Source organism: Paraperibacillus marinus (assembly GCF_046237605.1).
GTDB classification, from domain to species: Bacteria; Bacillota; Bacilli; order Bacillales; family DSM-1321; genus Paraperibacillus; species Paraperibacillus marinus.
The window spans coordinates 35001-48091 of sequence record NZ_CP143542.1 but is presented as its reverse complement, the minus strand read 5'-3'; the positions used below and the strand labels follow the sequence as shown (position 1 = coordinate 48091).

Annotated in this window: 14 protein-coding genes (1 of these 14 only partly in view); 1 reads left to right on the top strand and 13 read right to left on the bottom strand. The window is 43.8% G+C overall.

The features are described from left to right. Positions 1 to 328: 328 nt before the first annotated feature. The 3 genes from V1498_RS00235 to metG form a co-directional block, all read right to left on the bottom strand. On the bottom strand, positions 329 to 1519 hold the full coding sequence (locus tag V1498_RS00235) for a ubiquitin-like domain-containing protein (protein WP_409296403.1): 1191 nt from the start codon (positions 1517 to 1519) through the stop codon (positions 329 to 331). A 233-nt stretch (positions 1520 to 1752) separates the two neighbouring features. After that, complete coding sequence (locus tag V1498_RS00230) at positions 1753 to 2520, bottom strand: TatD family hydrolase (RefSeq protein WP_409296402.1); 768 nt, start codon at positions 2518 to 2520, stop codon at positions 1753 to 1755. 280 nt (positions 2521 to 2800) lie between these two features. Continuing rightward, positions 2801 to 4759 carry a methionine--tRNA ligase gene (metG, locus tag V1498_RS00225; RefSeq protein WP_409296401.1) on the bottom strand — a complete coding sequence of 653 codons (1959 nt, stop codon included), beginning with the start codon at positions 4757 to 4759 and terminating at the stop codon, positions 2801 to 2803. Between the two features lie 690 nt (positions 4760 to 5449). Here metG and V1498_RS00220 point away from each other — a divergent pair. After that, positions 5450 to 5740: an AbrB/MazE/SpoVT family DNA-binding domain-containing protein gene (locus V1498_RS00220; RefSeq protein WP_409296400.1), complete on the top strand. Its 291-nt coding sequence runs from the start codon at positions 5450 to 5452 to the stop codon at positions 5738 to 5740. Between the two features lie 768 nt (positions 5741 to 6508). On the opposite strand, the gene rsmI is transcribed toward V1498_RS00220, so the two are convergent. From rsmI to V1498_RS00170, 10 genes are all read right to left on the bottom strand, one after another. Further along, entirely contained in the window at positions 6509 to 7384 is an 876-nt protein-coding gene (gene rsmI, locus V1498_RS00215) for a 16S rRNA (cytidine(1402)-2'-O)-methyltransferase (protein WP_409299069.1), read from the bottom strand. Then, complete coding sequence (locus tag V1498_RS00210; RefSeq protein ID WP_409296399.1) at positions 7362 to 7649, bottom strand: GIY-YIG nuclease family protein; 288 nt, start codon at positions 7647 to 7649, stop codon at positions 7362 to 7364. The genes rsmI and V1498_RS00210 overlap by 23 nt, the downstream gene beginning before the upstream one ends. After that, positions 7636 to 8379 carry a tRNA1(Val) (adenine(37)-N6)-methyltransferase gene (locus V1498_RS00205; RefSeq protein WP_409296398.1) on the bottom strand — a complete coding sequence of 248 codons (744 nt, stop codon included), beginning with the start codon at positions 8377 to 8379 and terminating at the stop codon, positions 7636 to 7638. The genes V1498_RS00210 and V1498_RS00205 overlap by 14 nt, the downstream gene beginning before the upstream one ends. A gap of 100 nt (positions 8380 to 8479) precedes the next feature. After that, positions 8480 to 8854: a DNA replication initiation control protein YabA gene (yabA, locus tag V1498_RS00200; protein ID WP_409290912.1), complete on the bottom strand. Its 375-nt coding sequence runs from the start codon at positions 8852 to 8854 to the stop codon at positions 8480 to 8482. A gap of 12 nt (positions 8855 to 8866) precedes the next feature. Next, positions 8867 to 9700, bottom strand: coding sequence for a stage 0 sporulation family protein (locus V1498_RS00195; RefSeq protein ID WP_409290911.1), 834 nt, complete (start codon positions 9698 to 9700; stop codon positions 8867 to 8869). Continuing rightward, complete coding sequence (gene holB / locus V1498_RS00190) at positions 9693 to 10700, bottom strand: DNA polymerase III subunit delta' (protein ID WP_409296397.1); 1008 nt, start codon at positions 10698 to 10700, stop codon at positions 9693 to 9695. The genes V1498_RS00195 and holB overlap by 8 nt, the downstream gene beginning before the upstream one ends. A 20-nt stretch (positions 10701 to 10720) precedes the next feature. Continuing rightward, positions 10721 to 11161: a YaaR family protein gene (locus tag V1498_RS00185; protein WP_409299068.1), complete on the bottom strand. Its 441-nt coding sequence runs from the start codon at positions 11159 to 11161 to the stop codon at positions 10721 to 10723. A gap of 146 nt (positions 11162 to 11307) precedes the next feature. After that, positions 11308 to 11637, bottom strand: a complete 330-nt coding sequence (locus V1498_RS00180) for a cyclic-di-AMP receptor (RefSeq protein WP_409296396.1) — start codon at positions 11635 to 11637, stop codon at positions 11308 to 11310. A 57-nt stretch (positions 11638 to 11694) separates the two neighbouring features. Next, the gene (tmk, locus tag V1498_RS00175; protein ID WP_409296395.1) at positions 11695 to 12339 is read right to left on the bottom strand and encodes a dTMP kinase; all 645 of its coding nucleotides are present in this window, start codon (positions 12337 to 12339) and stop codon (positions 11695 to 11697) included. Positions 12340 to 12362: 23 nt separating this feature from the next. Continuing rightward, positions 12363 to 13091, bottom strand: partial view of an aminotransferase class I/II-fold pyridoxal phosphate-dependent enzyme gene (locus tag V1498_RS00170; RefSeq protein WP_409296394.1) — the 3' portion only. Its footprint extends 714 nt past the window's final position; only the last 729 of its 1443 coding nucleotides appear in the window; its start codon lies off the right edge, out of view; the stop codon is at positions 12363 to 12365.

The following is a 13091-nucleotide window of genomic DNA, read 5'->3' as shown; positions in this document are numbered from 1 at the left end:
TTTTCTACATCATTTTATCTTTCATTTAAATCTGTACTGCATGGTGACTTTAATATTTTCTTATTTGAAAAGCACCGGACTTCGCTTTAGATCCTGCCAGCTCCGTCCTGCCTTCCTTGGTCATATGTCAATCACCGGCTAAAGGCAAAGAACGCCTTTTGCCGCCGCTTGCCTTATGCCTCTCGGAAGGCTGCTTTTCTACATCATTTTGTCTTTCATTTAAATCTGTACTGCATGGTGACTTTAATATTTTCTTATTTGAAAAGCACCGGACTTCGCTTTAGGTATTATATCAAAAAAAACAGAGGCTTTGGGCCTCTGCGGGTTTTTAGTTAAGTATTCTTATTTTGATTTTCCGCACTCCCCATTTGTAGGCGTCTGCTGTTGATGGGAAGAATACATCAATTTTATACCCTTTGATCGCTCCGCCTTTATCGGCGGCAACTGCATATCCATAGCCTTCGACATATACTTTTGAACCAAGGGGGATGACACTTGGGTCAACAGCGATGACTTTGCTGTTTGGATTGCTTTTTAAATTAATACCTGTAGATGTGAAACCGGAGCAGCCGCTGCAGCTGGCTGTGTAAGCAGTGGAATTGACATATATCTCCCTGCCGCCGGAAGGCCCTTGTTCCTGGCGGCCCCTAGAGGCCTGGGCCGATAATATTTTCGTACCTACAGCTACTATTTTATTTCTTTTTTGTTTAACTGTCTTCTGTGCGACGAGCTTGCGTGATTTCTCTTTCCCGTTTTCGCGGATGACCTCATACTGCCTGGATATTAGTCCATTCCTGCCTTCCGTCAAGATCTTTTCTGTGCCGCGCCTTAAGCTTGCGTCTTTCTTAGTGACTACAGCAAAATTCACTGGTTCTTCCACCACATCGGTGACTTTTTCCACTCTTACAACTTTTACCATTTTTCCTGGTTTTATATGCTCATTTAATCCTGGTTCAATCCGGTCTAAATCATTGAGCTTTATGTTCCGTTGCTCTAAAAAGTCAGCGACCGTAGTCGAAGTTGACCATACCTCGCTTTTTTTGCCTGCAATATCTATGGCTACCGGAAATGCTTTTTGTACATTCACGTCTATGCCGTTCATGATTGCGGTATTTAGCGATGGGCTAATCTTGTCTTTACTGTCTGCCTTTATATTTTCCTGCTTAAGGAAATCCCGCACTGTCCGGGCTGTGGTCCATACGGTCTTTTTATGACCATCCTGGATGATATCCACCTTTTTTGCCGACTGTATGGTTATTTTTAAATTTTCCTCGACTTTTGTATTAGCCTTCGGATGTACAGAGTCTTCTGCGTGAACAGTTATCTCCAAATCTTTCAACATATCGTTTATGGTGGCTGCGTGCGTCTTGACTACCTTTCGTTTGCCATCAAGTGTGACAGCAACGGTCTTCTTTGTACTGTGATATATGATACCGATAGAAGCTGCAGCTACGAAAAGGGCCGCTGCGATGATGATGGTCTGCTTGTTAAAAAAAGATTTGGAAAACAGGTTTTTCATATTCCTGATCTCGATGAAAAACTCCTCCCTTCCTATTCAGTGATTTTTTTTGAAGTAATGATCGACTGTCAAACATGGCTGTTTGAAGGCAACTTCATTATGACTACTCTTATTCAAAAAGAAAAGTATGACTTATCGACACAATCAGCTTATGAAGGCATCAAGACTTGTAGAACTTTTTGTTATTGGGTTCATTTAGGACAAGCCTCGGTATAACCTGACAAGTTTTGATGTCAATTTATGCTGAATAATTTCTGTGCATTCCTGTAAGTTGCCTCAGCCACCTCTTCATAAGTGATGCCTTTTATTTCGGCAATCTGCTCTGCTACCAGCTTCACATAAGCTGGCTCATTTCGCTTACCACGGTATGGATGCGGAGCAAGATACGGGCAGTCTGTTTCAATCAGCAGCTTTTCGAGGGGAATTGCATCTGCCACTTCTTTAGGCTTTTTAGCGTTTTTGAATGTAACCGGCCCGCCCAGGGATATGTAAAAATTCATCTCTATACATTCTTTTGCAGTTTCAGGACTTCCGCTGAAGCAATGCATAATGCCGCCCACTTCACCTGCATCCTCTTCCTTTAAGATTTCTACAATATCAGCTGTCGCTTCCCTATTGTGGATAATGATTGGCAGCTTCACCTTTTTTGCAAGGCGGATCTGTTTTCTGAAGACTTCCTTCTGGATATCCTTAGGTGATTTATCCCAGTAGTAATCAAGCCCCATCTCGCCGATCGCCACAACCTTTGGATTGCCGGCAAGCTCCTCAATCCACGTCAGATCCTCGTCTGTCATGTCAATCGCATCCACAGGGTGCCATCCCACGGCTGCATAAATAAACGGATACTGTTCAGCCAGTTCCAGGGCACGGATTATGGTTGGGCGGTCAAAGCCGACAACTACCATTCTTGATACTCCTGCTGCCTTTGCATTCTCTATCACTTGTTCCAGATCATCGCTGAATTGTTCTGCATTCAGATGCACGTGCGTATCAAAGAGCATAGATCAAATCTTCCTTCCCTCGCATTTATTTTATAAAATAACCAGCCAATCATGTGTCACATTTTTGTAACAATTACATTACAATTGACCCATGAGAATTTCTCTTTATTCTACATATTTTATAGTTCATTTCCTAATGATTTGCATTTTCGAAGATTTTCTTTTATATAGTACGATACGATTCTATATTTTATGTTCTATCCTTCAAACCTTATATAACGGGCAAAATAAAAAGGAGTGTTTCACGTGAAACACTCCTTTTGCTATCTTGAAATAAAAATCATTTAACTTTGGCACCAATTTCAAGCTCTTCCCCAACAGTAGCCAGTGACAGAATGCCATCTTTTTCGCCCGCCAAAATCATTCCCTGCGACAATTCACCGCGTAATGTAACAGGTTTTAAATTTGTCACACAGATTACCTTTCTCCCTGTTAACTCTTCAGGCTTGTAATGCTTGGCGATACCAGAGACCACCTGCCTTTTTTCATAGCCCAGGTCGAGCTGCAGCTTCAGCAGTTTATCTGCCTTTTTCACAGGCTCAGCATGGATTACCCTCGCTACCCGGAGTTCAACCTTCATGAAATCATCGATTGAGATCTCTTCTGTTTCAGGGGCAGTCTCAGCCTGTTTGTCTTCCTCTGCTTTAGGAGAGTCTCCCTGCATCTGGTTACGGATATATTCAATTTCTTCATTAAGGTCCAGCCTAGGGAAAATGGGATCTCCTTTTGCAACTTTGGTTCCTTCTGGTATAATACCAAAGCTCTCCAGGCTTTCCCACGATTGCAGGCTTTCTTCTGAGGCATTCAGCTGTGCAAAGATCTTTTGCGGCGTTTTTGTTAAGAACGGCTGCAATAGGACAGCTGACCTTCTGAGTGATTCAGCCAAGTGAGCCATCACGCCAGCCAATTCCCCCCGTTTAGCCTCATCCTTCGCAAGGGTCCACGGAGCTGTTTCATCAATATATTTATTAGTTCGGCTGATAAGCTGCCACACGGTTGAAAGAGCAACTGAAAACTCCATATTTTCCATGGCCGTTTCATACTTTTCTACCGCAGTCTGATTCATTTCAAGCAGCTGCTTGTCAAATTCACCAGGCGAACCTGTATAAGCCGGTATGACGCCATCAAAATATTTCTCAATCATGGCCACTGTCCGGTTCAACAGGTTGCCAAGATCATTGGCCAGATCAAAATTGATTCTCTCAACGAAGCCTTCAGGAGTGAAAACACCGTCAGAGCCAAATGGGACTTCTCTCAGCAGATAATAACGCAGTGCATCCAAGCCGTAGCGGTCAATGAGAGTCACCGGATCGACAACATTTCCTTTTGATTTGGACATTTTTCCGTCTTTCATTAGCAGCCAGCCGTGTGCAAAAACCTTCTTAGGCAGCGGGAGATCAAGCGCCATCAGCATGATCGGCCAATAAATGGTATGGAATCTGACGATTTCCTTTCCAACCAGATGTACATCAGCCGGCCAGTATTTCAAGTATTTAGAATCATTCTCTGTTCCATATCCGAGTGCCGTAATATAGTTGGATAACGCATCAATCCAGACATAGATGACATGTTTGGCGTCACCAGGAACCTTGACACCCCAGTCGAAGGTAGTACGTGATACGGCCAGATCTTCCAGTCCTGGTTTGATGAAGTTATTGATCATCTCATTTTTTCGGGATTCAGGCTGGATGAAGTCAGGGTTTTCTTCATAATATTTCAGGAGCCTGTCTACATACTTGCTCATTTTAAAGAAATAGGATTCTTCCTTAACCTTTTCCACCGGACGGCCGCAATCCGGGCAATTACCGTTTTCAACCTGTCGATCAGTAAAGAAGGATTCACACGGAGTACAATACCAGCCCTCATACTGATCCAGATAGATGTCACCTTGATCTAGAAGCTGCTTAAAGATTTTTTCTACAACTGTTTTATGGCGGTCCTCCGTTGTACGGATAAAATCATCATATGAAATATCGAGCTTTTGCCACAGCTCTTTAATACCTGACACAATCTCATCTACATACGCCTGGGGAGTTACGCCTTTCTCTGCAGCTTTTCTTTGTATTTTCTGTCCATGCTCATCTGTTCCTGTAAGATACATGACATCATAGCCTCTCAGCCGTTTATAACGGGCCATTGCATCTCCTGCAACTGTTGTATAGGCATGGCCTATATGTAGATTACCGCTTGGGTAATAAATGGGTGTAGTCAGATAAAATGTATTCAAATTATCTCTCATTTCCTTACCTCCAATAAAGAGTAATATAGCAGATAGTTAATTCATAAAGGGTCTTTTCCTATTATGACATGTTAGTATCTATTTGGAATAGTAAATAGTGCTGAACGCATGGTTTTATGGTGAATTGACAGACATGCCTGCAGCTTAAGGCATAGTATGCTCGGAATAAGTCTAGCCTTTTGCCATATATAAATATACCTCTTCATATGATTGGTTCCTCTGCTTTTACTCTCCTCTTGTTATATTGCAGCTCGTGGAAAGAAGGTACAGCTTCAATCAATGTTAATATGACAAATACATTATTTTTTCATAGTACTTTTTACCTTCCACCACTCGCTAAAATTTCATCGGTTAAGTCTTTATTCGACAATATCCATCTTTAAATGTCGAATTTTTTGTCGAATATTGTCGTAAATAGTAGTATTATTATCCCAATTTACTATATTACAAAAATATTAAATTCCACTTTTACATGTTTCCTAAATGATCTTTCTTTTGTATAATGATAAATAACCCTTGATATATAAGGGTTTCTTATTTCAAGTATATTTCCTTTTTTTGTTAACAGGAAATAAATTGACGTTTTTGGGAATGTCTGGTACTATTAAAGGGTAATGAAAAATTTGTCGAATTATGACGAATACATAAATAGAGAAAATCGAGTATAAAATTTAGGGAAAAGAAGGAGTAATGAACATGAAATCTACAGGAATTGTTCGTAAGGTTGATGAATTAGGAAGGGTCGTTATCCCGATTGAGCTTCGACGTACACTTGGAATAGCGGAGAAAGATGCACTTGAAATTTACGTGGACGATGAAAAGATCATCTTGAAGAAATACAAGCCAAACATGACTTGCCAGGTGACTGGTGAAGTTTCTGACCGCAATCTGTCATTGGTTGGCGGCAAGCTCGTTTTAAGCCCTGAAGGTGCAGAGCAATTACTAAAAGAAATTCAGGACAGCCTAAGCACTGCCAAATAATATAGATAAAAGAGGCCTGTATACGGTATTGAACCGTAAACAGGCCTTTTTTCGCGTTTTTTTAAAGGATATTTTCGCATTACTATGGCTGTTAGACATGAAGGATGATTTCCGCTGCAGGCACTCTACCTGCGCGGGGCGGGCGGTGAGCCTCCTCAGCTTCGCCTGCGGGGTCTCACCTGTCCCGCTGCTCCCGCAATGAAATGCGGAGAACGGTGCCTGCTAAATATAATGTCTTCAAAAGCACATGGTTCGCATTTGCAAGTTGTGAAATTGAAGTAGTTAGGCAGGCAGAGACCCGACAAGCATAAGTCGATTCGACTGTGGGGAGTGCTTTTCTCCCCATAGACGGATTGGCTTATGACTCGAGGGTCTCAGTTCGCAGCTGGATCAGGAAATGCGGAGAACGGTGCCTGCTAAATATAATGTCTTCAAAAGCACATGGTTCGCATTTGCAAGTTGTGAAATTGAAGTAGTTAGGCAGGCAGAGACCCGATAAAGAAGAATTGCTGATTGGCGAGCGATTGCTGTGACAGAAGCTTAGTCGCACTTATGCGTTAGCCAAGCATAAGGCGAGGAGTCCATAGGAAGCGGTCTTCTTCCTATGGACTGCTTGACTTATGACTCGAGGGTAAAAGTCTCGGAGCTGGAACAGGAGTCTCCACCTTACGCTACTATTATCCTTGTTTATCACTGAAATTGCTTCATTGAACTCATAAGAAACCACAATCTTTTAAAAAACAGCTTTTCTAAAAGATTGTGGTTTTATTATTCCTTAATATGAAATTCGTTATAAACATCCCGCTTTTGCAGATTTCTGTCTTTAGCTGCCTGTTTGATGGCTTCCTTGGATGTCATATCCTTATTATTTATATAAAAAGTAACATGCTCGGTTATGGTCAGCGGCTCCCACCAATCCGGAGGTGCTTTTTCAGTATGTTGATTTCCCTCGACAATCACGCAGAATTCTCCCCTCACCTCACCGCTTTCTGCCCATACAAGCGCCTCTTCTATCGTTCCCCTTATGAATTCTTCATACTTCTTTGTCAGCTCCCGGCATAATACAATATTCCTGTTCCCAAGAATGGAAAGCATGGTTTGCAGTGTCTCGCGCAGCCGGTGCGGCGACTCATAAAGAATGAATGTTGCCGTTAACTTTCTGAGCTCTTCCAATTCACTCTTACGGGTTTTGGCCGAGCGGCTGAGGAATCCGTAGAAATAAAAGGGCTGGGGAATTAGGCCAGAGGCAACCAGTGCAGTCAACGCCGCGTTTGCCCCTGGAAGGGGGATAACGGTCAGCCTATTCTCCAGGGCTGTTTCTACAAGGTCAAACCCTGGATCAGAGATGATGGGCATGCCCGCATCACTTACCAGCGCAATCACCTTACCCTCTTTAACCTTTTCAAGCAGCATAGGGCCGCTTTTTTCTTTATTATGCTCATGATAGCTTGTGATGGGAGTATCGATTTCAAAATAATTACAAAGCTTCTTTGTATTTCTCGTATCCTCGGCTGCTATCAAATCGGCTTCCTTCATGATTCTGATTGCCCTGAAGCTCATATCCTCCAGGTTGCCAATTGGAGTAGGCACAAGGTACAAGGCGCCTTCCAGGCCTTCTTTTTCAAAACTCTTCTGCTGCCATATCAAAACCTGCCACCCCCTCTCTTATAAATGTTTCTTTTTTTAGACGGCTTAGCTGCTTGAATCGATATTCAAGCTTCAAGGCATCGCTCTTTTCCTTAAACTCCTGGCTGAAAATCAGCCTGACTGGTCCGCGGCCTCTTGTGTATTTTGCCCCCTTGCCGTCATTATGGGCCTTGATCCTTTTTTCCAATGCGTTAGTATATCCCGCATAAAAACTTCCATCCCGGCACTCTAACACATAAAAAAAATGCTTACTTGTCTCCATATAATATCCTTTTTACTTCTGCAGTATATTCACCATTGCTCCCATAAACAAATAACGGAGGGAGGATCTTCAAATCGGGGCTGCCATCCTTAATCCCTTCTATTAAAAGGGTATTCGCCTCTTTCCCCTCTTTGGGGTAGACGAACTGCAGCCTTTTGGGCTCAAGCCTGTACTTCCGCATCAGTTCAACGATATCGAGAAGGCGTCCCGGCCTATGGACAAACGCCGCTTTTCCGCCCTGTTTCAATAACTGGCTGCTGACTCTCACCGCATCCTCGAGCGTACAATAAATTTCATGCCTGGCAATGGCAAAATGCTCATTCTTATTGATTTCTTCCTGTGAAGGAGTAGGGAAATAGGGTGGATTGCAGGTTACGGCATCATAGCGGGAAAAACCGATCTCTTTTGGGATTTCCCGGATGTCGCCATGCATAATCTGGATTGAAGATGTCAGGGAGTTATACTCAATGCTCCTTACAGCCATATCATACAGCCGCTCCTGGATTTCAACTCCCGTGATATTCCCCTTTGTCCTCGTGCTTAGAAGCAGGGGAATCACACCGTTGCCAGTGCATAAATCCACAATGTTTCCCTTATGAAAGGGCACTCTGATGAATTTAGCCAAAAGCACCGCATCTAATGAAAAAGAAAAAACTGAGGGGCTCTGGATGATCCGCAGATCTTCAGCAAGCAGGTAGTCCAGCCGCTCATCTCCTTTTAACTCAAGCATACACGATAATCCTCCTGATTTTTTGCTATGTTCTTAAGGCTATTTTGCAGCCTTATAAAAAAAGGCCTGGCCTTCTTTTTTCGAAAGCCAGACCCTGGAACTATTTTTTATTAAGAAAGGACAGGCAAAACAGGCAATCTCCATCTTTTCGGGGGCTGCCAAAATGCAGGTTGCAGATATGGAAGCCTTCCTGATAGAGGCGGGCAAGGTTATCATATCCTTCTCCTACATCGAGCATTTTTTCGCCCTTCGACCGCGCGGAAGGTTTTTTCTTTACTGAATTCTTTTCTTTAACATCCGTTGTTTTGGCTCTATGGTCCAGATGGCGGCGCAAGTGGTCATTTTCCAGTTTCAATGAATTGTTTTCCTCGAGAATTTCTGCCAAATGAAGCTTTAATTCACCAAGCTGTTTATATAAATGACCAATCTGCTCCTCCATGCTGCTCACAGAATCAAAAATCTCTTTCTTGTCCACGCACTCACCACCTTAATAATCTGTGGCTTGTATAGAAACGGCTCCCTCTTTTAGAATTTCATCTAAAGTATATTCTAATACTCTTTTTTCTTGTTCGATCAATTCAATTTGAAGTACGCGTTCTAGAATATTGAGCCCTACTACCTTGCCCTTGCCATTTGGTGTCTTGATCATCTCCCCGATATCAGGAAGCTGTTCTTTTGCTGATTCATACTCATCGTTCTCATATTTCAGGCAGCACATAAGCCGTCCGCATAAACCTGAAATCTTGGTCGGATTGAGGGATAAATTCTGGTCCTTTGCCATCTTAATGGAAACCGGCTCGAAGTCCCCAAGGAATGTCGAGCAGCACAGCATCCTTCCGCATGGACCGATTCCGCCGAGCATTTTTGCTTCATCCCGTACGCCGATCTGCCGCAGCTCGATCCTTGTTCTGAAGATGGATGCCAGGTCTTTCACCAATTCCCTGAAATCGACTCTGCCATCTGCCGTAAAGTAAAAGATTACTTTGTTCCGGTCAAAGGTATATTCCACATCCACCAGCTTCATATCAAGCTGATGCTCCTCCACTTTGGAACAACAGGTTCCATATGCCTCCTGGGCGGCTGCTTTGTTCTCTTCGACTATCATGCGGTCTTTTGTATCCGCAATGCGCAGGACCTTTTTAAGGGGCAGGACCACGTCTTTTTCTCCTACCTGCTTCTTCGCTGTGACCACCTTGCCAAATTCAACACCGCGCACAGTTTCTACGATTACAAATTCGTCCTTTGGTATATCAAGCTCACCAGGATCGAAATAATATATTTTACCCGCTTTTTTAAAGCGGACGCCTACTACATCAAACAATTGAGGATCCCTCCTGCAAATTCAACACCAGCTGTTCCATCATTAACTGGGTATTTGTATTGGACATTAATCTCTTCTTGGCCTCGAGGATGGCTGACATCTGTTCTGCCAGCCGTTTAGGTGATATAAGCAGCGCATCCTGTTCCAGCATCTTTTCTAAACTCTTGAAAACCAGCAGATTGCGCTTGTCCAATTGAACATGTAACAAATCTTTATAAATCAGGAACAATAAGTCTAATCCTCTATCTATCTGATCTTTCTCCTTAAAATGAGCAAACCATTCTTCCTGAAGATAAATAAGTGCCTTTAGAGGATTGGTTCTTAACACTTCATATAATTTTACCATTAATTTTTGGGCTTGTGCAAACCAATCATCAGAATTCATGGCAAGGCCCTCTTCCAAATTTTGGGTAACCCTTGAAATAATGGCTGCATTCTGTTGATTTACACCGTGATTCAGGAGAGATTCTTTGAATAAATCCGGGGATAAGGGTTTGAATGTTACCACCTGGCATCTTGAAAGGATGGTAGGCAGGATTCTTTGGACCTGTTCTGTCACAAGTATGGCTGTTGTATTTTTATGCGGCTCTTCTAGGAATTTCAAGAGGCTGTTGGCTGCCTGTGCCGTCATTTTATCGGCATGGAGCAGGGTGTAGACCTTCTGGCTGGATTCTACAGCCTTTTTTGAAAATTCCCCTTGCAGGGCCTGAATCTGCTCTTTTTTAATTGATAGTCCGTCAGGCTCCACAACATGCACATCAGGATGGTTCCCGCTCTCGATCCTTCTGCAGGAAAGGCAGGCATCACATGGATAGACACCATCCTCCGGCTGTTCACAAAACAGGCTTTTGGCAAGGAGCAGGCTTGCCTCCTTTTTGCCTGTGCCCCTGCCGCCCTCAAATAAATAGGCGTGGGCCACACGGTTTTTAACACGGCTGTTCTTCAGCATCTTATATACATGGGGCTGAATCTGTTGAAGCTCACTCCACTTGCGGATCATTCAGCATCACTCGCTTAAGGTTAGGTATATAAATTGATAAGCAGTCCTTTAATTTCTCCGATTCTGCCTAATATATCAATGGAACTCTTTTCTTTATTCATCACTTCTTCAGTCAATTCGACCAGGAGCTGGTCAATTGTTTCCACTGTCTTTAAAGTCCGGCTCTGGCCGTAGGCATCCCAGCTGTTTGACTGGTTCAGCTCCATCCCGAAATCAACGGCCTCACGTACAAACCGCTTCACCAGGTTCTTGAAGCGCGCCAGGTCCTTAAAATTCCGCGATCGCTGGAGTCTTCCGCCAGAACCTTCAATTTCAGACAACAGCTTATTTAATGCTTCCAATTGAAGCTTTTGATCTTGTTTTTGAATCATATCCCCAAACTTTTTGGTTCCGCTCAGGCTGTTCCTCTGTTCGGGTCTCAGCTTGTCCAATTTCACATGTAAGTCTTGGTTGATTTTAATGGTAAACCCTCCTTGCCAGTCTTCCTTTTCAGCTTACAGCCGGTCTAAACCAGCGCCTTTGACAGCCTTCCCAGGTAAGAGCCATTGTAACGAAAGGATGAGTATCAGAAGGACCGAGCGGCCGATCAAGAAGATCCCGCCAGGTTTTAGAACTGGCGGAAATGCTCGACAGGCAGTACAAAGACAGTGGCTCCCCCTACCTCCACCTCTACAGGGTAAGGTACATAAGAATCTGCATTTCCGCCCATTGGGGATACAGGTGCTACAAGCTGCTCCCTGGACTGGCAGTTTTCTTTAATGATCTCGAGTGCCTTCTCGACGCGGATGTCATCCGTACCGATCATGAATGTTGTATTCCCTGATTTTAGAAAGCCCCCAGTAGTGGCAAGCTTGGTTGCACGAAAATTGTGATCCACCAATGCATTAAGCAGACGGTTGCTGTCTTTATCCTGAATTACTGCAATAATCATCTTCATCTTAAAATCACCCTTTTTATTTGATTATACCCATTTTGCAGAATATGTGAATTTCTTTTACAATTTTGTGTGCCGATTAACGATACCAGACAGCTTATCCTTTGTTTGTCTGAACACATTATCCAGCTCCTTTTCTGCCTCTATGATTTGGAAGCGCTCCGGATCCTGGCTGATAATCTTCAAATAGCCTTCCTTCACCTTCTGATGGAACTCCAGGCTTTCACTGTCAAGGCGGTTTATTTCACGGCCATTATTGGAATTAATTCTTTCAAGCCCGGCCCTTGGGTCTATGTCGAAATAAAAGGTGGCATGAGGCCAAATGCCTTCAATGGCAAATTCATTGATGGATCGGACTTCTTCAATCCCCAGCCCGCGTGCATAGCCCTGATACGCAAGGGAACTGTCAATAAAACGGTCACACAATACAATATACCCGTTTTTCAGCGCCGGAAAGACTTTTTCAACTAAATGCTGCCGCCTCGCTGCGGCGTAGAGCAACGCTTCGGTCCTGGGATCCATTTTTGTATTGTCTGTATCCAGGATCACTTTCCTGATTTGCTCTGCAATCGGAATCCCACCGGGCTCGCGGGTCAGCAGGACTTTTTTGCCGGAAGACTCCAGGTCCTCTCCAAGCATTTTGAGAATGGTCGTCTTTCCCGCACCCTCGGGTCCCTCGAATGTAATGAATATTCCCTGATCCATATATTAAATCCTCCAAGTATGTGTTATGCCAATTTGTGGAACACAGCAATTTTATTTTCCGAAAGACCCTCTCCGCCATGGAATCTCGCACCAAGCTCCAAGTAATGCCCCAAGACGGCAAGGATTTCCTGTGTGATCCGCTCTCCTTTTAAAAGCAGCGGAATGCCCGGAGGATACGGGATGATCGATTCTCCGGCAATCTGTCCGGCACTCTCCCAGACTTCATGCTGAATGACTTCCCGCTTCTCCATTTCCTGAAAAGAAAGCTCCAGTCTGCTGATTGTTCCCGGCAGGTGGATATCCTTCAGGTCAGGTGTAACCCCTCCCGGTTCCATTCCTTCCAGACTTCTTGCGATACCGCCAATGACACGGCTGGATTCCCGCTTGATCGATTCAGCATTCAGAGGGAGAATGAATAATACATTCCGAGGATCGGCCAGCTCAGGATATATATGCTGACTTTCAAAGGCTTGCTGCAGCTTATATCCTGAAACACCGGCGGTTGAACACAAAGTGACCTTTAACGGATCCAGATAGTATCCTTCCATCACTGATATCCCTTCGATTGACTGCAGATCTGCCCTGAAGCGTCCGACAGCATCAGACAGCTTCCTTGTCCTTTCCGATGTAAAACCAGCCAGGTAACGGCGTGCCAGGTCCAGGGAAGCCATAATCGGATAAGAGGGTGAACTTGACTGAAAGAGCTGCAGGTAAAAGCGCAGCTTCCCTTTTTCAACCCTATGGCTGTTCAA

Excerpts from the sequence above, each read along its gene's own strand:
- metG (WP_409296401.1), bottom strand. The coding sequence starts at position 4,759 with ATGAGAGATAATTTGAATACATTTTATCTGACTACACCCATTTATTAC.
- V1498_RS00205 (WP_409296398.1), bottom strand. The coding sequence starts at position 8,379 with ATGCTTGAGTTAAAAGGAGATGAGCGGCTGGACTACCTGCTTGCTGAA.
- V1498_RS00210 (WP_409296399.1), bottom strand. The coding sequence starts at position 7,649 with ATGGAGACAAGTAAGCATTTTTTTTATGTGTTAGAGTGCCGGGATGGA.
- tmk (WP_409296395.1), bottom strand. The coding sequence starts at position 12,339 with ATGGATCAGGGAATATTCATTACATTCGAGGGACCCGAGGGTGCGGGA.
- V1498_RS00220 (WP_409296400.1), top strand. The coding sequence starts at position 5,450 with ATGAACATGAAATCTACAGGAATTGTTCGTAAGGTTGATGAATTAGGA.
- V1498_RS00235 (WP_409296403.1), bottom strand. The coding sequence starts at position 1,519 with ATGAAAAACCTGTTTTCCAAATCTTTTTTTAACAAGCAGACCATCATC.
- holB (WP_409296397.1), bottom strand. The coding sequence starts at position 10,700 with ATGATCCGCAAGTGGAGTGAGCTTCAACAGATTCAGCCCCATGTATAT.
- V1498_RS00230 (WP_409296402.1), bottom strand. The coding sequence starts at position 2,520 with ATGCTCTTTGATACGCACGTGCATCTGAATGCAGAACAATTCAGCGAT.
- V1498_RS00180 (WP_409296396.1), bottom strand. The coding sequence starts at position 11,637 with ATGAAGATGATTATTGCAGTAATTCAGGATAAAGACAGCAACCGTCTG.